This window comes from Paenibacillus sp. LK1, from assembly GCF_002750415.1.
Classification (GTDB): domain Bacteria; phylum Bacillota; class Bacilli; order Paenibacillales; family Paenibacillaceae; genus Paenibacillus; species Paenibacillus taichungensis.
Genome location: NZ_PEII01000007.1, coordinates 192,749 through 210,616 on the forward strand (window position 1 = coordinate 192,749; position 17,868 = coordinate 210,616).

Sequence of the window (17,868 nt, forward strand, 5' to 3'; positions counted from 1 at the left end):
TATTGGCAGATCAGGGGGAACTCGTTACGATACGATGATCATTCTAACGCAATGGAACGGCCAGCAACGTGTGCAGAAGCGCATTATGGCGTATATGTTTCGTCACATAGCCTGCGTCCTCCAGCGAGCCGCACAGGCCGTCCAGCAGCGGGAAATGACGTTCCTTTATTGTTTGTAACTGGTCCTCATGACCTGCTGCCTCAGCCTGTTGGATATACGTCTTGCGGTGAGCTGCATCAACAAACATGAGGTCTGTCAGGCAGATCCGTCCACGTGCAGTTAACACCCGCTGCATTTCCTGTAACGCCAACTGCTGCTGGTCTGGGCTCAGATGATGGAAGGCGAAGCTGGATACGACAAAATCGAAGGACTGGTCAGCGAAAGGCAACGCCAGAAAGTTGCCAAGCTTCACATGCATCTCGGGATATTTGGTGCGGCATGTACGCAGCATCTCCCGGGATTGATCGATGGCAGTCATCGCTGCGCCGCGCTCTAACAGTCTGCCAGCCAAATTTCCCGTGCCTGTACCGATATCAAGTCCTTTTTCGCCAGCAACAGGAGATATCCAGCTTGCTGTCTGCTCCAGCGCCTCATCATAGTTGTCATATATATTGAACGGTCCTGCACCTACTCTCAAATCTTTCGATCTTGACCCGGCATCTGCTGGATACGTTGTATCGCTGTTTGGCCTGTGTGCTGTCCGGCTATTCTTCTGGCTGCGAACTTCATCGCCGTTATGATCTGGTCCGTCTTTTCGATCCGACTCAACCGTTGCTTGCATGGCTTCAGGTCCCGAATCAATGCTGATGTTTGAGTCAGTTTGTCTCGGCAGACGGTCATTCGCCGCCTGTACGCGCTGATCGTGGATGGCTGCTTGCATATCGTAATTCCAGCGGTCATGCCAGTTCTGCCGAGCTTCTCTGAGGCGGCGCGAACTGTCTGCAAGATCATGCAGATGGCTGACATCCAGTGGCCCGTCCTGGCGGTTGAGATCAATCATGCGCTGGGTTGTATCCAGCATGCGCTTTAGCTCGACCCACTGGGCATACATGACCGCCTGCTGCAGCTCCAGATATTCTTCCAGCCGCTGCTGATTACCCTGGTCAATCTCTCCGAGCGCTTGGGTGATATCCTGAAGTGACATCCCAATTTCGCGCAGAGCTGCAATGGTTTGCAGCCGCCAGATGTCATTCTCGGTGTATGTACGGTATCCGTTACTTGTCTGTTTGACGGGGGAGATCAGTCCTTTTTCCTCGTAAAAGCGAATGGCTCTTGCCGATATGCCGAGTCTGTCCGCGGCTTCTTTGATGTTCATCACGCGCACCTCCTTATCAATTCAGTATAAACGATGACGTTACGGCAAGGTTAAGTGTTCATTTCTTTCCACTGGGTGAAATTTTAGTCAAGTCTGAGGCTATGCTACAATATAAAGCAAAGGAGCATTTTGCATCGTATTCAATTGCAAAATGTTGAAATGAATAAGGTATAAGACATTTTTTCTAACGCTGCTGTGCGCAGTGTTATCGACTATTGCACGAAAGGTTGAATTTTTATGCTTATCAGCCATACGTATACCATTCGACCATCCGAGATCAAGGATGCCGCCCAATTGATGGAACTGGATGCATTGGTATGGGATAAGCATACCTCTCCGGCCCCGTTTCAGTGGCGATCCAGACAACAATATTTGCAGCATTGTCCGCCAGGCAGTCAGCTGATTGCCGTTCAGGGAGAGCGGGTATGTGGTTATGTAGGCTTTTATCTGCCGACAGGAATGCCTGTTAACCGCCATGTATACGAGATTAACATCGCTGTTCATCCCCATGATCGACGCTGTGGTATTGCTACAGCCCTGATGGATGCCATGAAGCAGCATGCCTTTGAACAAGGCATCATCAAACTTAGGTTGCGGGTGTTATCAAGCAATCCAGGGGCGATTGCTTTTTATACACAGTGCGGATTTGTGACGGAAGGCAGACTGGTGTCGGAATTTTATATTGCAGGCAAATATGTGGACGATATTCTTATGAGTTATTTCATCCAGCCCAACGGATAGAACAGAGTAGAAGGAGGAACAACAATGGACATGGGACTTCGGGGTAAAAAGGCGCTGGTGCTTGCATCCAGTCGAGGACTGGGCAAAGCTGTAGCCGCTCAATTGGCGGCAGAAGGCGCTGATGTCATGCTCGCCAGCCGGAGCGAAGAGAAGCTTGCAGCGGTGAAGCAGGAGCTGTTGGCGCTGGGTGGCGGCGGACGTATCGAATATTGTGCAACCGATGTGACAAGCAAGGAAGATATTGATGCCCTGATTCGCAAGACAGGCGAACAGTTTGGGCAGATTGATATTTTGGTGAACAATTCAGGTGGCCCGCCTTCAGGAACATTCGAGTCATTGACGGATGAAGATTGGGAACGTGCATTTGAATTAAATGTACTTAGCTACGTCAGACTGATTCGCGGTGCGCTTCCTTACATGAAGGAGAATGGCGGACATATCGTGAACATTGCCTCCACCTCTGTGAAGCAGCCGATTCCCGGTCTGATTCTGTCCAATACGTTCCGTACGGGTGTGTTCGGATTGGCCAAGACCTTGTCACAGGAACTTGCGCCATATGGCATTCTGATCAATACGGTTGCGCCGGGTAGAATTGGAACGGATCGGATACATGAACTGGATGCTGCGCGTGCAGAGCAGAACGGAATAAGTGAGGAAGAGGTTGCCGAACAATTTCGTAAGGAAATTCCTCTGGGACGTTATGGTCAACCCGAGGAGTTTGCCAAAGCGGTTGTCTTCCTCTTATCAGGAGCGAATACGTACATTACAGGTACATCCCTTGTGGTGGATGGTGGCATGGTACGTGCGCTCTAAGAAGAAGTCGGATCTAGAGATTCGAATTTATATGGATGCATAAATGCGCAAAATAAGATAAGCCCCTCCTTATTCTCCACATGTTGTGGAGTAGGAGGGGCTTTAAGGGTTGATGTATGCATTGTGGAGGGCCGTCATTCGTAATGGAAGCTAGTCCTCCAACCATTCAAATTATGTAAGTCTAATTTAGCGTAAAAGTTCCCATTCATGCTGCAGCATGCCATACACCGCATGGTTAACATAGCCCTTAGGCAGTTTCTCAGCCTGGCGAATAACGCCTTCAAGGACGAATCCAAGCCGTTCAGGGATGGCCCGGCTCCGCTTGTTGTTGGTTGCTGAACGAATCTCGACACGGTTCAGATCCAGGGTGACGAGAGCGTAGTCGACCAGAACACGGCATGCGCTGGTCATCAAGCCTTGACCTTCAAAACCTTTGCCAAGCCAGTATCCGATGCTTACCGAGCGGTTGGTCCAGTTGATTTCGTGGAAGCCGATGATGCCTGCAAGATCGCCTTTCAGCCAGACACCTGCGGTGAACCCGCCGTTGTCAGCGCCCTGTTTCAATGCATTGCTGATAAAATTCGAAGTATGCTCAATCTCGGTCACGTTGTCCACCCACGGTAACCAATGCCTCAACTGATCCCGCGAGCGGTCCGTGAGTTCGAACAACGGTTTGGTGTGCTCCATGGCAAGTGGGCGGAGTTCGGTATATTCATCCAATGAATAGGTAAACATGAGTGCAACCTTCTTTCTTTGAAATAATGATTATCGGGAATTCTTCGGTAGCTTGCGCTCCAATGCAAACAGGTCTTCTTCCATCGAGGCCATGCGTTGATTCACCGTAGTACGGGCGTCACCCAGTGCCTGATTATATATGAAGGGAGCCAACTGGGTCATGAAAAGATCCAGCACACCCCAAGCTGCCAGATCGCCCAGTTCTTCGCCGCGTTCCTCTTCGAAATACGACTGGATGGTACGTATGGCTTCATCCTGTTGTTCTTTGGACAGTTTTAGCGCGTTCAATGGGAAACCCTCCCTTAAATTCTGTTTTTCTATCATGCTACATGATTCGTGCGAACCCGTCAAAATGGTTTTGGGCCTATCTTGTGTTTAACTGATCCTGATTTTGGGGCGTTATTTATTGAACTCCTCCCTCGTTAAAGGTATATTTAAATGAAACGCGTACGAAACTTTCCAAGAAAATAGATTTTTTCAGGAAATGACTTCGTTATAAAGGAATTTTAGCCGGAATTGCTGCAATTCCTGAAAGCTCCAATCAATTCATGAAAGGTTTGATACCTGTGGACAATCGTACAACCCCACCTAACTTTATCAAAAATATTATTACCGAAGATCTCCGGTCAGGGAAAGTCCAGGAAGTCATTACCCGTTTTCCTCCGGAACCGAACGGTTATCTGCATATCGGCCATGCCAAAGCGATCTGGATTAACTTTGCACTGGGTGGCGAATTTGGCGGCAAAACAAATCTGCGCTTCGATGACACGAATCCGGTCAAGGAAGATGTAGAGTATGTTCAATCGATTCAGGAAGACGTGAAATGGCTCGGCTATGAGTGGAGCGAGAAACGTTTTGCTTCCGATTATTTTGATGAAATGTACAGCCGCGCGGTCTTGCTGATTCAAAAAGGCAAAGCTTATATCGACGACCAAAGCGCTGACGAAATCCGTGCAATGCGCGGAACGCTCACCGAGCCGGGCAAGAACAGCCCGTATCGTGACCGCACTGTAGAAGAGAATCTGGACCTGTTCACACGGATGCGTGCAGGCGAGTTCCAGAACGGTGAGAAAGTGCTGCGTGCCAAGATTGATATGGCTTCACCGAACATCAATCTGCGTGATCCGGTCATTTACCGTATTGCTCATGCACATCATCATAATACGGGTGACAAATGGTGCATCTATCCGATGTACGCATTCGCACATCCACTTGAAGATGCAATTGAAGGAGTAACCCACTCCCTCTGCTCCCTGGAGTTTGAGGACCAACGTCCATTCTATGATTGGGTTATTGCCGAATGTGAGATGGAGAACCAACCACATCAATATGAGTTTGGCCGCCTGAACCTGTCGCAAATGGTGACAAGTAAACGGAAGCTGAAACTGCTCGTGGATGAAGGACATGTGGATGGATGGGATGATCCGCGCATGCCAACGATTTCGGGTCTGCGCCGTCGGGGATATACACCGGAAGCCATTCGTGATTTCGTATTCGAAACAGGCATTTCCAAAAGCCAAGGCGTTATAGACCTGCAAACGCTGGAGCACTTTGTACGTGAAGACTTGAAACTGAAAGCTCCGCGCACAATGGCTGTCCTGCACCCGCTCAAAGTGGTCATTACCAACTACCCTGAAGGGCAAGTGGAATGGCTCGAAGCAGAGAACAATGTGGAGAACCCTGAGATGGGTAATCGCCAAATTCCGTTCTCTCGTGAGATTTATATTGAACAAGACGATTTCATGGAGAATCCGCCGAACAAATATTTCCGTTTGTTCCCTGGCAACGAAGTTCGTCTGAAACATGCGTATTTCATCAAATGTAACGATGTCATTAAGGACGCAGAAGGCAATGTGACTGAAATCCATTGTACCTATGATGTGGAAACGAAGAGCGGCAGTGGATTCACAGGCCGTAAAGTTAAAGGTACAATCCACTGGGTAGAAGCGACTCAAGCGGTGCCTGCTGAATTCCGTCTGTATGAACCTCTGATCGCCGCAGAAGCACCGGAAGCCGATATCGAGCCAGAAGCTGCCGTGGCAGGCGCTGAGGTGGAGGTTGTGGAAGAGCAACCGGAGAAAACGTTCCTGGATCAATTGAATCCAAACTCTCTTGAAGTCGTTCAAGGGTTTGTGGAGCAAGAGATGAAGGAAGCGAAAGCACAGGATAAATTCCAGTTCTTCCGTCACGGTTACTTCAGCGTTGATCCGAAACATTCCGAGCCAGGCCGTCCGGTATTTAACCGGGTTGTATCCCTGAAAAGCTCGTTCCAACTGCCAAAAGCTTAAGGTAAAGCATAGAGGTAGAACAATAGGTGAAGTTAGAGGTTTAGGGTGAGAAAACAAGTTAGGGTTATACGCCTAAGCTGTAAACTTCAATCAATAAACTTCAATCAATAAACGTAAAAGGCGTCTCCAGGGCAATAAGCCAATGGAGACGCCTTTCTTTTTACTACTACTATTCTTAATCTTTTGTTTGATTGTTTGAACTTTATTTACACCATAACGGAGAGGACAGAATAAAGCTGGAGAAGCGTAGCGTTCGCCTTTATCCCTGGATTTTACCCTTTGAAAAAGGGAAACCAAAAAAATCCGGGGATAACAGCGATCGAAAGATTGTTCTGTCCTCGTTGTGCTCCAGTGTAANTAAAGCTGGAGAAGCGTAGCGTTCGCCTTTATCCCTGGATTTTACCCTTTGAAAAAGGGAAACCAAAAAAATCCGGGGATAACAGCGATCGAAAGATTGTTCTGTCCTCGTTGTGCTCCAGTGTAAATCTTGAAAGGTTCAACCTTTGCCAACAAAAGATTATCTTTCACCCATTTCCGTCAGCACTGTTGGCTGATAGCCATTGCGGCGGTTCGATAACCACATGATTGCAAAGCCAACAGCACCGATCAGGGAGAAGAATACCCCGATGTTATACATCACTTCAGCACCAAAGCTCTGGAACAGCCAGCCGCCGAACAGACCGGCAATGACACCAGAGAGGCCGCCCCAGGCCATCGTATACACGGCCTGACCAGAGGAACGGTAAGGCCTTGGAATGAACAGCATCGTCAGTTGAGTCCCTACATAGAAATACCCGCCGAACGTAATGGAGTGCATGAGCTGAATGAACACAATCTCTAACGGATTGTTCGCCAGGGCCATGAGCTGCCAGCGGATGGCGAACAGCAGACTGATCAGGATGAGCGACGAGAGAAGCATGCCCATTTTGCGTTTGAGAAAACGGTCCAGGAGCAAGAATACACCCACTTCAAGGATGGATGATGTGAAGATGGCCCAGCCAACCATCTGTTTATCGCCCCCCATTTCCACGATGTATAATGACATAAATGTACTGTTCATGGCGTTGGGTACGGAAACGAGTACCCCAAGCCCGATAAAGATCATAAAGTACGGATTGAACATCACCTTGCCGAAACGTCGAAAGCTCACAACAGGTGTATCTGAAGCGATCGGCTGTCTAGGTAGAAACAAGGCAAAGACAAAGGCAATGACAATCATGAATGCAAATACAATCGATACACTGCCTGCTCCCAAGCGGTCAATCAGCGGTCCGGCAGCCGCAGCAGTCAGAGCCCAACCCAGCGACCCCCAGAGCCGAAACGTACCGAATTTCTGATTCGTGCCATCGATATAACCGAGAATCAGGCTGTTGGTTTGGGCAAACAACGGACTTTGAAAAAAATAAAAAAAGATCATGGCTGCATAGATCCAGGCATACGTAGGCGCATAGAATACGGCCTGAGCAAGTACAAAGGTGCCACCCATCATCATCATCAGAATAATGCGAATATTGCGTGATTTATCGCTCCAGAAGCCCCAGAACGGATTAGCAAACAAGGATACAAACGGACCAATCGCCATCAGACTGCCAATCTCCAATTTGGTCATCCCGATTTCCTGCAAATACAACTGAAGAAAACCGGCGAAGATTGAAATGGCTCCATAAATGAAAAAGTTATATAGTTTCAGCGAAACCAAAGAGGGATTGCCTCTTCCGGGTGCATATCTATCCAATAGAGCCATTCCTTTCAGAATCATATTCTTCAATGTATCATTTGTTGAAAGGGTATTCAATGTATAGAATAAGTTTATTGAACGAGGAGGATTACCGTGAGCACGATGGAATGGACAGGTATTATATTGGCTGGAGGTTTATCCCGCCGTATGGGTTCTAATAAGGCATTGTTGGAATGGAATGGTTACAGCGTGCTGGAGCAGGTCATCCAAGCGATGGCACCAGCTGTGAATGGTATTATCGTTTCCGCAGGAACCAACACAGCTGCATACAACGCATTGCCCTACGACTGCGTTCAGGATGATTACCCCGGAAAAGGGCCGCTCGCAGGGCTGCATGCCGCGCTGGGAGCCTCGGGAACAGACTGGAACCTCATCTGCGCCTGTGATATGCCACTGCTAGATTCATCCTTTTTCAAAGGTATGAAGTGGCTCGTTGAATCAGGTCAAGAGCATCACGCGATCGTTCCGCGACTGGCAGGGCATGTTCATCCGCTTGCAGGTGCATATCATAGACGTGTTCTTCCCCAACTTGAACAGCGCTTAATAGATAATAAATTGAAAGTAACCCAATGGCTTGAAGAGATCGGTTGCCGATATGTCGACGTCGATGAGTTGGAAAGCGCTGGTGTCCACGATGTGGCCATTCAGCTTAGTAATATGAATACCCCGGAAGAGTACGAGCATATTCGTAACCGATAATCCGGCCAGCCCATCAGTTCATTCATTATCTCATACCTTTCTCAGTCCGGTTTGATCTCCCAACTCTGGTCCACTGGACCCGATTCGTTGGATAGATCCTGAACGGCGTTACGATATTGAATTGGACTCTGGCCAGTCCATCGCTTGAATTGCCGACTGAAGTGCGACAGATGGGTGTAACCCAGCTTCCATGCGATTTCCCCCAAAGAGAGCTGCGGCTGTTCGATCAGCACTTTGGCTTCCTGCAGCTTCAGGCTGGATAAATAGGCCCGTGGAGATTGTCCGTACACCCTGCGGAAGATCTGCAGCCCATATCCCGGACTGATACCAAATGAGGATATGATCTGCTCCACTTTGACGGTGGATACATTGCCCTCTTTGATTCGGAGCTGCGTATGGAACGCCTGTTTGATGGCTTCTGCGATGGCCCCTGCATAATGCATGGCTGCGGGAGCTGGAGCATTAGGCGAAGCATCAGATCGGGTAGGCAGCGGTTCACGGTCAGCTGCCTGGGACAGCAGGGCAAACAATTCAAACATGCGTGCCTGCATGATAAATTTGTCTGTGGAAGTGTATGCCTCTGATGTTCTGATCATGTTCATCCAGTTCTCCAGGACAGGGCGCATTTGCATGTTATCTGTGGTGCCTGCCTCATAGATTCGGCTGTGATGTGACATCAGCTTCAGGGTAAATACGGGATCATCCACATTGAAATGAGCACTGAAATATGTCATGCCCTCTGATGATACACATTGGTTTGTATGTTTGAATCCTGGTGGAATCAGCAGAATCGAACCTTCCTCAACCGTATAGGTATACCCGTGAATTACACTCTCCTGAGTCCCCTTTATAATCAGCATAATTTCAAAGCCCGGATGGCATTCTTCCGGCATCGCCCAACCGTATGGAACTTGTTGGCTGTGCGCTCCATAGAATTTAATGTTACAGTCGATAATAGGCAGCCAGTGAGCCAATGTATGATGTGGCATTTCTCGAAGCTGCGATCGGATATCCATGACATTCACCTCGGAAAAGGGTAAAAACAACTCGCCTTGTACAATCGGCACGCATAGTATACTTCATTATAATCAGTTTAACGCCAACATTGAAAATCGCAGAACAGGAGAGCGTTCGACAGATTGCTAAGTCTCTGATGTACTTCAATAGATAATAATGTAAACGTTATCATTTTTCAATTGCATCATTTCATTTTGTATAAATGCCAAGAGCTTCATACTTCCGGATGAAAAGGGGATTTTAACATGGACAAGTTATTGTACGGGGTAGCCTACTATGACGAATATATGCCTTATGAGCGATTGGACAAGGATATTCAGATGATGAAAGATGCAGGCATCAACGTGGTGCGGATTGCGGAATCAACCTGGAGTACGCATGAACCACAGAATGGCGTATTCGACTTCTCCTCAGTAGATCGTGTACTGGATGCCATGCATGCAGCGGGCATTCAGGTTATTGTGGGTACACCTACGTATGCTGTTCCGACGTGGATGGTCAAGGAGCACCCAGATGTTCTGGCAACAACGGCACAGGGACCGGGAAAATATGGAGCACGGCAGATCATGGATATCACACATCCAACATATCTGTTCTACGCGGAACGCATCATTCGCAAGCTGATCTCCCGTGTCAGCAAACACCCTGCCGTGATTGGCTATCAGACGGATAACGAAACGAAGCATTACAACACTGCCGGAGATAATGTACAATTGCAATTCGTCAAATATATGCGTAACAAGTTCAGCTCATTGGATGATCTGAACAAGGAATTTGGTCTCGACTATTGGAGTAACCGTATCAATAGCTGGGAGGACTTCCCGTCTGTTGTTGGTACAATCAACGGCAGTCTGGGAGCTGAATTTGCCAAATTCCAGCGCCAACTGGTAACCAACTTTCTGGCGTGGCAGGTCGGAATTGTAAACGAGTACAAACAGGAAGGTCAGTTTGTCACCCAGAACTTTGACTTCGACTGGCGTGGATACTCGTACGGCATTCAGGGGGATGTGGACCATTTTGCCGCATCCAAACCTTTTGATATCACTAGTGTGGACATCTACCATCCGTCGCAGGATGATCTGACCGGCATTGAGATTTCATTCGGCGGTGACGTGGCACGTTCCACCAAACAATCGAACTATCTTGTACTGGAGACGGAAGCGCAGGCTTTCTGGCATTGGGTTCCCTATCCGGGACAGCTTCGCCTTCAGGCGTTTAGCCACCTGGCCTCGGGAGCAAACATGGTTGCTTACTGGCACTGGCATTCCTTGCATAATTCGTTCGAGACGTATTGGAAAGGGTTGCTGAGCCATGATTTTGAACCGAATCCGGTCTACAATGAGGCCAAAACAATCGGTAGGGATTTTGCCAGACTTAGCCCGCAACTGGTGAATTTGAAGAAAACGAATCGGGTAGCTGTGCTGTTCAGCAATGAGGCGTTGACGTCGATCAAGTGGTTCGGATTTAATTTTACGAGTGACAAAAAATACAACGACGTTATCCGCTGGATGTATGACGAATTATACAAAATGAATATTGGCTGTGATCTGATTGATCCGTCCGTGGAGAGTTATGAAGGCTATGATGTGATCGTTGTGCCTGCTTTGTACGCAGCTTCTGATGCCTTGCTTGAGAGGCTGAACCAATTTGTACAGGATGGTGGGCATGTCGTTTACTCCTTCAAGAGCGGATTCGCCAATGAGCATATTAAGGTCCGCTCTACCCGCCAGCCTGGACTGATCAGTGAGGCTTGTGGCATCAGTTACAACCTGTTCGTTGAGCCGAAAAATGTGTCGCTTCGAGATGATCCGTTCGAGGTTGGAGAGGAACAGAATCAGATTCACACCTGGATGGAACTGATTACACCAACAACTGCAGAAGTGCTGGCCTGGTATGATCATCCTCATTGGGGAGAATATGCGGCAATTACCCAGAATGCCTATGGCAAGGGCAAAGCAACGTACGTTGGATGTTATACCAGCTCCGCGGTGATCCGCAACGTGTTGGAGCGTGTCATGAAGGAAGCCGGACTGTGGGGAACCGATCAGGAATTGGCTTTTCCAATTATCGTTAAGAACGGAGTGAATGAGCAAGGGAATACGATTCGGTATTTCTTTAACTACTCCGATCAGGCGACTTCGTTCGTATATGCTTACGGGGACGGAACGGAACTTTTGGCAGGAACAGCGGTGTCCGGAGGGCAGAATATGGTGCTTGAACCATGGGGGTTCTGCATTATTGAGCAATAATGGGAAATCATAAATGAATTGACAAGTCTGTTTTCAATGATTATAAAAAGAATACCAAGACCAAAGCGCCCTCGGCTTCATGCTGGGGCGTTTATCTTATTTTAGCTCATAGCTCAGGAGTGGATGCCTCGTGTTTACCGAATTATATCGGAAGCTTACTGATCCGTTCAAACGCAGCATTCGCAACAAATTAATCCTCACCATGACGTTTCTGGCCATTCTGCCCGTAATTGCCATGACAGTTGTAGCAGCCGAAAATACCCGTTCTTCCATGGAAGAAGAGGTCATGGAGACCAACCGTGCGAATATGAATTGGGCCTCCATCTATTTGGGTGAACAATTCGCGCGGATGAACAATCTCATCTATTCCATTCAGATCAGTGATGAGCTGCATCAGTATTTGGCATTGAATCAGGATGCTCCAGCTGCCAGTCGATTCGATGAGCAGAAGGCTATGTTCAACATGCTGAACAGTGTATATTATTCAGCTGGTAACTATGTTTTTGGCGTGGAATTATACCTGAAGGAACTGGACACGCTGTTCACCTTCAACTCAATGGAAAGCCGAATTCGATCGGTCCCGGACATTCCTGCGGCATACCATGAACTTTTTGAGCAGCATAAGGACTTTACGATTATTAATGATTCGAATGATCCGGAAAAGTTTCATATGACCCGCAGCATGAACCGTTTTGAGGATCAGGCGCAGATCGGCGCAATCAGTCTGGAAGTCAAGTGGGCCGAATTCAATCAAACGCTGGAATTGCTGGACAGCCGGGGCGATTATGCGGTGTACATCGCGGATAGTACAGGAAGCCCGGTTTATCAGCCAAACAAGGAGATACAGCCTTCAGCAGAGGCACTGGAAAAGCTTGCAGCTACGAAGGACAGTTCCGGCTTCATTCGAACAGCCAAGGAATATGTATTCTATCATGCCATTGATCCGTCAGGGATGCGTCTGATCAAAATTGTTCCTTCCCATGTTATCAATGAGAGTGCACTGGAAACGATGAAATATGGTCTTGTTGTAGGTGGGCTGGCTACCGTGGTTTCGGTGTTGTTGGCAGCATTTGTGGCTTGGCGAACATCTAAACCGATTGTCAGACTGGCGAATTCCATGAAAGGAATCCAGTTGATCAAGGACAAGGAAGTGGTCCGCAGTGGTCGGGTGGATGAGATTGGCCTGCTGGAGAAAAATCTGCATGGTATGGCAAGTCGCATTCGGGAGCATATCCGGGATAACTACCTCATGAATCTTGAGAAACAGACGGCCGAGCTCAAAGCGCTTCAGTCTCAGATTCATCCGCATTTTCTGCAAAATACGCTGCAGATGATCGGAGGTATGGTGTACTCACAGAAGCCGGCAGACAGTTACAAAGTTATTCGTGCATTGAGTGAGATGTTCCGTTATATTGTCAGAGCGCCGGATGGTCTCGTGCCATTGCCGTCCGAATTGGACCAACTGGAGCATTATATGCTCATCCAGAAGCAGCGTTTTGGCAGCAGACTTGAATATAAACTGGAGATTGAAGGCGGGCTCAGTGACTGCTACATTCCGAAGTTGTCCCTGCAACCGATTGTGGAGAATGCATTTGTCCATGGTCTGGAGAAAAAGCAGGGAGAGTGGAAATTGAACATTCAAGTTGTCCGGCTAGATCATGAGGTAACCATCCGCATTTCCGATAATGGGGTGGGCATGGATCAAGAAAGGTTGGCCGAGATGCAATCGAGACTGTCCAAGCTGTCCCAGCAAGGAGACAGAGTATGGAGCTCGAGCACCAGCATTGGCCTGGTCAATGCCGCATCACGCATCGTGATGCACTTTGGGCCTGCATACGGTATGAACATGGAGAGTGGGGAAGGACAGGGAACGAGTGTCACTGTTCGAATTCCTTGCCATACAGGAGGCGAGATCACGTGAACAAAGATCATTATAGAGTGCTATTAGTGGACGATGAGCCATGGAACAGAGATATTTTGCGCAATTTGGGCACGTGGGATGAGCTTGGCATGGTGGTAACAGGTGAGGCAGAGGATGGCGGAGAGGCGATCCGGTTGGTCGAGCAGCATCAGCCCCATATTATCATTACAGACATGCGTATGCCGGGTAAAGACGGGGTGGAACTGCTCCAGACGCTAAGTGCACAATATCCGCATATCAAAGTGATTGTGGTTAGTGGATATGATGATTTCAATTATGCGAAACATGCGATTCGTCACCGTGCCGCTGATTATCTGCTCAAGCCGGTAAATCCCGATGAATTGAATAACGTTCTGGCCAAGTGTAAACGTGAATTGGAAAAGACCGAGTCCGGGCCGGAGTCATGGGAACCTTATCCTTCCGCTTTTTCTGGCGAGTTCTCGTTGTTCCAGCAGCAGGCACGCCTACGTTTTAACGACTTGAACGTTCAGGGATTGCATGAGCTGTTCGGGCAGCTGGAGCACCGACTTGATACCAGTGATATCCGAAGACCGCAACAGCTGGGGCGGATCGCATATGAATTGCAGACGCTGCTGGGCGAGCTTTGTGTTTCCAACGGCTTATGCGAGCAACCTGTAGCAGCTGTACTCCCGCCGCCAACTGCTCTGGCGTCCATCACATCGGCAGTGGACTGGATATCAGCGCCTTATTATACTTCGTTGGAGCAGCTGATTGCGCAGCGCAAATTCAAGAACAAGCTGAACCTGGATGAGGTGAAGCAATACATCGAGCAGCATTGCATGGAGATGATTACGCTGGAGCAGCTTGCTCAGATCTTTTTTGTCAGCAAAGAATATCTCAGCAAGGTGTTCAAAAAAGAATATAACGTGAATGTGACCGACTATATTGTCCAGTTACGCATGGCAAGAGCCAAGGAATGGGTGCTCGATGATCAGATTCCATTCAAACATATTGCCGAGATGACGGGTTATGAGGATGTATCGTACTTTTACCGGGTGTTCAAGAAACACTTCGGGGTTTCACCTGGAGAGATGCGAAAGGGACAACCTCGAATATCAGGTAACAGCCCTAAATAATTCATTCACAGAGAGTTTACTATTGGATTAAGGTTTAAAATAATCCAATAAACGAGTCTAATAATGTCCAATGAAGCGCTTTCATTTCGTGATATATAATGATCCTATGAAAGACAAACCAGTTACACCGGGAGGTCATAAGAGATGAAAGTATGGAAAAGCGTAGCAAGTGCGGTACTTGTGAGTGTTCTGCTCGCAGGCTGCGGTTCCAATGCGGGTACGGATGGTAAGGAGGAGGGGACTGCATCGGGCAGTACGGTGTCCCTCAAAGTATTCATTGCACAGCCGCGGCTGAAAGAACATTACGATAAATATATAGAACAGTTCAAAGCCAAGGAGAAAGCCGAAAAGAATATTGAGGTTAATGTACAACTGGAGATGCCGCCAGCAGATAATGCGCCGCAGATTCTGAAAACACGACTTGCCTCCAATGATGCACCGGACGTGTTCGCACTTCATGCGGTCAATGAAATCCCACCGTTCAGCAAAGCGGGTTATCTGGAAGATCTGTCGGGTCAACCTTTTGTCGATAAATTACTGGATTCCGTTAAGCCTTCCGTAACGGATGCGTCGGGTAAAGTCGTGGCCGTTCCTTTGGAAACGTTGTCTTGGGGATACCTGTACAATAAGGATATTTTCAAAGAGCAGGGGCTAGAGGTTCCTACCACCTTGACGGAAATGAAAGCGGTCGTAGAAAAGCTGAAAGCAGCCAACATCACACCGTTTGAACTGTCCTACAAAGAGGCCTGGATTCCACAACTCTTCTTGCCACTTACAGTAGGTGCACTGACTCAGTCAGAACATAAAGACTTCTTGGATAAGATGAATCAGGATCAAGGTTCTTTCTCGGATATGAAATCCTTGTTCGACATCTTCGATCTCGTCAATGCCAATGGAACGGAGAAAGCACTCGAAGTGGGCGGCGATGATGGATCGGCAGCCTTTGCAACAGGCAAAGCAGCAATGTGGATTCAAGGACCTTGGTTCGCAGAAACCATCCTGAAGTCCAATCCGGATATCAACTTCGGCGTAGCTCCACTGCCGATCAATGACAACCCGGATGATACCAAAATCAACCTGAGCACATCGACTTCACTGGCCGTATCTTCCTCCAGCAAAAACAAGGAAGTGGCACTCGACTTCGTAAACTATGTTCTCGATGACAAGGATTCAAGTGCATTCTACGAAGCACTGAAATTCAATCCGGTTGCCAAAATTCATGACTTCAAAAGTTTCCCTTGGGTAGACGATGCCCTGAAATATGTTAATGAAGGCAAAGCGTATCAGGATCCATCCATTCCTCAAGCGGTTAAGGATGAATCAGGCAAAGCGCTGCAAGGTTACTACTCCGGACAACTGGATCAGCAGCAGGTGATTGATGCGCTCGACAAGGCGTGGAAATCCTACAACAAAGTCAACAAGTAAGCAGATGAAACGGCTGGCAGAACGGTCTTCGTTCCCCCGTTTCCGCGAGTCTGCTTATAGTGAAAAGGGGGAGAACCAATGGCTACGAATGTATTCAAGAAGTATCTGTCGCTGCTAGCGTTCACTGCGCCTGCCTTTATCATCTATGCCATTTTCCTGCTGTATCCTACATTTAGCGGCTTGTTCTACAGCTTGACGGACTGGAATGGTCTGAACCGGGATTATAGTTTTATCGGTTTGGGAAACTTCGTGGAGCTGTTCAAGGAAGATCCCGACTTTCTGAATTCCCTATGGTTCACGTTAAAATATGTGGTGTTTATGCTGATTCTGCAAAATGGAATTGCCTTGCTGCTCGCCGTGTTCATTGAGACACGGACGCGCAGCAAGGGGTTATTCCGGACCCTGTTTTTCATGCCGAACATGATCAGTACGATCATCAGCGCCTTTATGTGGACATTCATTTTCTCCCAGGTGCTGCCGCAGCTGGCCGAGAAGTTGGCGGTCTCCTTTTTGGACCAACAGTGGCTGGGTGATCCGAAATTTTCATTCTACTCCATCCTGATCGTATCGCTTTGGAATGGTGTGGGGTACATGATGATCATCTATCTGGCTGCACTCCAGGGTGTGCCGAAGAGTCTGAAGGAAGCGGCTGTTATTGATGGAGCCAACGCGTTCCAGGTACTGCGTAATGTCGTATTGCCAATGATTACTCATGCCGTTACAATCTGTTTCTTCCTGACACTGAACGGTGCCTTCAAAGTATTTGAAGTTGTGTACGGTCTGACAGGTGGCGGTCCAGGCAGAGCCACTCAGGTCATTACGATGAATATCTATGAAGAGGCATTCTCCAACAATTTTAGATACGGATATGCCAGTGCCAAGTCGGTTGTGTTATTCGTCATCGTGCTCATCTTCACGCTCATTCAGATTACGGTGATGAAGAAGAAAGAGGTGGAAGCATGAGGATGCAACGAATTAACAGCTACCTTATTCGACTGCTGCTGGTGCTGGGCTCCCTCGTCGCAATGCTGCCAATCTACATGGCGATTGTGAACTCATTCAAAACACAAGGCGAAATGTTCCAGTCCTTTATAGCTCTCCCAACAACATTTCATTGGGAAAACTACTCGGATGCATTTCACAAAATCAATCTACTGGGCAGCTCCTTGAACTCGGCGATTGTATCCTTCCTGGGGATTGGCGGTATTGTATTCTGCGCTTCATTGGCCGGCTACAAGCTGTCGCGTACTTCAGGCAGATTGAGCAACCTGATTTTCTTCCTGTTCGTGGCATCCATGCTCGTTCCATTTCACTCGATCATGATTCCGCTGACACGGGTTGCCAAAGGACTTCATGTCCAAGGAAGCACATACGGATTGGCCCTGATCTATATCGGACTTGGTGTGAACATGGCGATCTTCCTGTATCACGGGTTTGTTAAGTCCATCCCGCGTGAATTGGAAGAATCGGCACAGATGGATGGATGTAATGAGTTCCAGACGTTCTTCCAGATCATCTTCCCACTGTTGCTGCCAATTACGGTCACCATCGCCATCTTGGACTTCCTATGGATCTGGAATGACTTCCTGTTGCCGCTGCTCATGCTGACGGATGTGAATCGTTATACGCTGATTCTGTCCACGAACATGCTGTTTGGCGAGTACAATAAGGAATGGCCGTTGATTCTGTCCTCCCTAGTACTTACCGCGATTCCGGTGGTTCTCATCTATGCGTTCTTCCAAAAGTTCATCATGGAGGGTATTGCAGAAGGTGCGGTAAAAGGGTAAGGAAAACCCGCCTGCGATCTAGACTTATTAATACAAAAACTCA

15 protein-coding genes are annotated in these 17,868 nt (G+C 48.1%); 10 read left to right on the forward strand and 5 right to left on the reverse strand.

Features of this window, described 5'->3' with window-relative positions:
* Positions 1-43: 43 nt before the first annotated feature.
* A complete protein-coding gene (locus tag CS562_RS17120) occupies positions 44-1,315 on the reverse strand; it encodes a methyltransferase domain-containing protein (RefSeq protein ID WP_099857437.1) in 1,272 nt (423 codons plus the stop codon).
* Positions 1,316-1,552: 237 nt separating this feature from the next.
* On the opposite strand from CS562_RS17120, the gene CS562_RS17125 reads away from it, so the two are divergent.
* Positions 1,553-2,056: a GNAT family N-acetyltransferase gene (locus CS562_RS17125; RefSeq protein ID WP_099857439.1), complete on the forward strand. Its 504-nt coding sequence runs from the start codon at positions 1,553-1,555 to the stop codon at positions 2,054-2,056.
* A 24-nt stretch (positions 2,057-2,080) separates the two neighbouring features.
* Entirely contained in the window at positions 2,081-2,869 is a 789-nt protein-coding gene (locus CS562_RS17130; protein WP_099857441.1) for an SDR family oxidoreductase, read from the forward strand.
* 186 nt (positions 2,870-3,055) lie between these two features.
* Here CS562_RS17130 and CS562_RS17135 read toward each other — a convergent pair whose 3' ends face one another.
* Positions 3,056-3,604: a GNAT family N-acetyltransferase gene (locus CS562_RS17135; protein ID WP_076287542.1), complete on the reverse strand. Its 549-nt coding sequence runs from the start codon at positions 3,602-3,604 to the stop codon at positions 3,056-3,058.
* A 30-nt stretch (positions 3,605-3,634) separates the two neighbouring features.
* Positions 3,635-3,892, reverse strand: coding sequence for a DUF2164 domain-containing protein (locus CS562_RS17140; RefSeq protein ID WP_090808970.1), 258 nt, complete (start codon positions 3,890-3,892; stop codon positions 3,635-3,637).
* Between the two features lie 260 nt (positions 3,893-4,152).
* Between CS562_RS17140 and CS562_RS17145 the strand changes: the two genes are divergently transcribed.
* Positions 4,153-5,892, forward strand: coding sequence for a glutamine--tRNA ligase/YqeY domain fusion protein (locus tag CS562_RS17145; RefSeq protein WP_076287543.1), 1,740 nt, complete (start codon positions 4,153-4,155; stop codon positions 5,890-5,892).
* Between the two features lie 517 nt (positions 5,893-6,409).
* Here the strand turns inward: CS562_RS17145 and CS562_RS17150 are convergent.
* Positions 6,410-7,636, reverse strand: a complete 1,227-nt coding sequence (locus CS562_RS17150; RefSeq protein WP_099857691.1) for an MFS transporter — start codon at positions 7,634-7,636, stop codon at positions 6,410-6,412.
* Positions 7,637-7,732: 96 nt separating this feature from the next.
* On the opposite strand from CS562_RS17150, the gene mobA reads away from it, so the two are divergent.
* Positions 7,733-8,329: a molybdenum cofactor guanylyltransferase gene (gene mobA / locus CS562_RS17155; RefSeq protein WP_257219533.1), complete on the forward strand. Its 597-nt coding sequence runs from the start codon at positions 7,733-7,735 to the stop codon at positions 8,327-8,329.
* A gap of 41 nt (positions 8,330-8,370) precedes the next feature.
* Here the strand turns inward: mobA and CS562_RS17160 are convergent, their stop codons facing one another.
* On the reverse strand, positions 8,371-9,345 hold the full coding sequence (locus CS562_RS17160) for an AraC family transcriptional regulator (protein WP_099857446.1): 975 nt from the start codon (positions 9,343-9,345) through the stop codon (positions 8,371-8,373).
* A gap of 246 nt (positions 9,346-9,591) precedes the next feature.
* On the opposite strand from CS562_RS17160, the gene CS562_RS17165 reads away from it, so the two are divergent.
* From CS562_RS17165 to CS562_RS17190, 6 genes are all read left to right on the forward strand, one after another.
* The gene (locus tag CS562_RS17165) at positions 9,592-11,595 is read left to right on the forward strand and encodes a beta-galactosidase (protein WP_099857447.1); all 2,004 of its coding nucleotides are present in this window, start codon (positions 9,592-9,594) and stop codon (positions 11,593-11,595) included.
* 130 nt (positions 11,596-11,725) lie between these two features.
* The gene (locus CS562_RS17170; RefSeq protein ID WP_099857449.1) at positions 11,726-13,516 is read left to right on the forward strand and encodes a sensor histidine kinase; all 1,791 of its coding nucleotides are present in this window, start codon (positions 11,726-11,728) and stop codon (positions 13,514-13,516) included.
* A complete protein-coding gene (locus CS562_RS17175; protein ID WP_076287547.1) occupies positions 13,513-14,613 on the forward strand; it encodes a response regulator in 1,101 nt (366 codons plus the stop codon). The genes CS562_RS17170 and CS562_RS17175 overlap by 4 nt, the downstream gene beginning before the upstream one ends.
* Before the next feature lie 144 nt (positions 14,614-14,757).
* Positions 14,758-16,038: an ABC transporter substrate-binding protein gene (locus CS562_RS17180; protein ID WP_076287548.1), complete on the forward strand. Its 1,281-nt coding sequence runs from the start codon at positions 14,758-14,760 to the stop codon at positions 16,036-16,038.
* A gap of 78 nt (positions 16,039-16,116) precedes the next feature.
* On the forward strand, positions 16,117-17,001 hold the full coding sequence (locus CS562_RS17185; RefSeq protein ID WP_076287549.1) for a carbohydrate ABC transporter permease: 885 nt from the start codon (positions 16,117-16,119) through the stop codon (positions 16,999-17,001).
* Positions 16,998-17,825: a carbohydrate ABC transporter permease gene (locus CS562_RS17190; protein WP_076287550.1), complete on the forward strand. Its 828-nt coding sequence runs from the start codon at positions 16,998-17,000 to the stop codon at positions 17,823-17,825. Before CS562_RS17185 ends, CS562_RS17190 begins: the two co-directional genes overlap by 4 nt.
* Positions 17,826-17,868 lie beyond the last annotated feature (43 nt).

Coding starts and splice junctions, on each gene's coding strand:
- CS562_RS17190 (WP_076287550.1), top strand. CDS start 16,998: ATGAGGATGCAACGAATTAACAGCTACCTTATTCGACTGCTGCTGGTG.
- CS562_RS17165 (WP_099857447.1), top strand. CDS start 9,592: ATGGACAAGTTATTGTACGGGGTAGCCTACTATGACGAATATATGCCT.
- CS562_RS17160 (WP_099857446.1), bottom strand. CDS start 9,345: ATGGATATCCGATCGCAGCTTCGAGAAATGCCACATCATACATTGGCT.
- CS562_RS17185 (WP_076287549.1), top strand. CDS start 16,117: ATGGCTACGAATGTATTCAAGAAGTATCTGTCGCTGCTAGCGTTCACT.
- CS562_RS17180 (WP_076287548.1), top strand. CDS start 14,758: ATGAAAGTATGGAAAAGCGTAGCAAGTGCGGTACTTGTGAGTGTTCTG.
- CS562_RS17125 (WP_099857439.1), top strand. CDS start 1,553: ATGCTTATCAGCCATACGTATACCATTCGACCATCCGAGATCAAGGAT.
- CS562_RS17120 (WP_099857437.1), bottom strand. CDS start 1,315: ATGAACATCAAAGAAGCCGCGGACAGACTCGGCATATCGGCAAGAGCC.
- CS562_RS17150 (WP_099857691.1), bottom strand. CDS start 7,636: ATGGCTCTATTGGATAGATATGCACCCGGAAGAGGCAATCCCTCTTTG.
- CS562_RS17130 (WP_099857441.1), top strand. CDS start 2,081: ATGGACATGGGACTTCGGGGTAAAAAGGCGCTGGTGCTTGCATCCAGT.
- CS562_RS17135 (WP_076287542.1), bottom strand. CDS start 3,604: ATGTTTACCTATTCATTGGATGAATATACCGAACTCCGCCCACTTGCC.
- CS562_RS17145 (WP_076287543.1), top strand. CDS start 4,153: ATGAAAGGTTTGATACCTGTGGACAATCGTACAACCCCACCTAACTTT.
- mobA (WP_257219533.1), top strand. CDS start 7,733: ATGGAATGGACAGGTATTATATTGGCTGGAGGTTTATCCCGCCGTATG.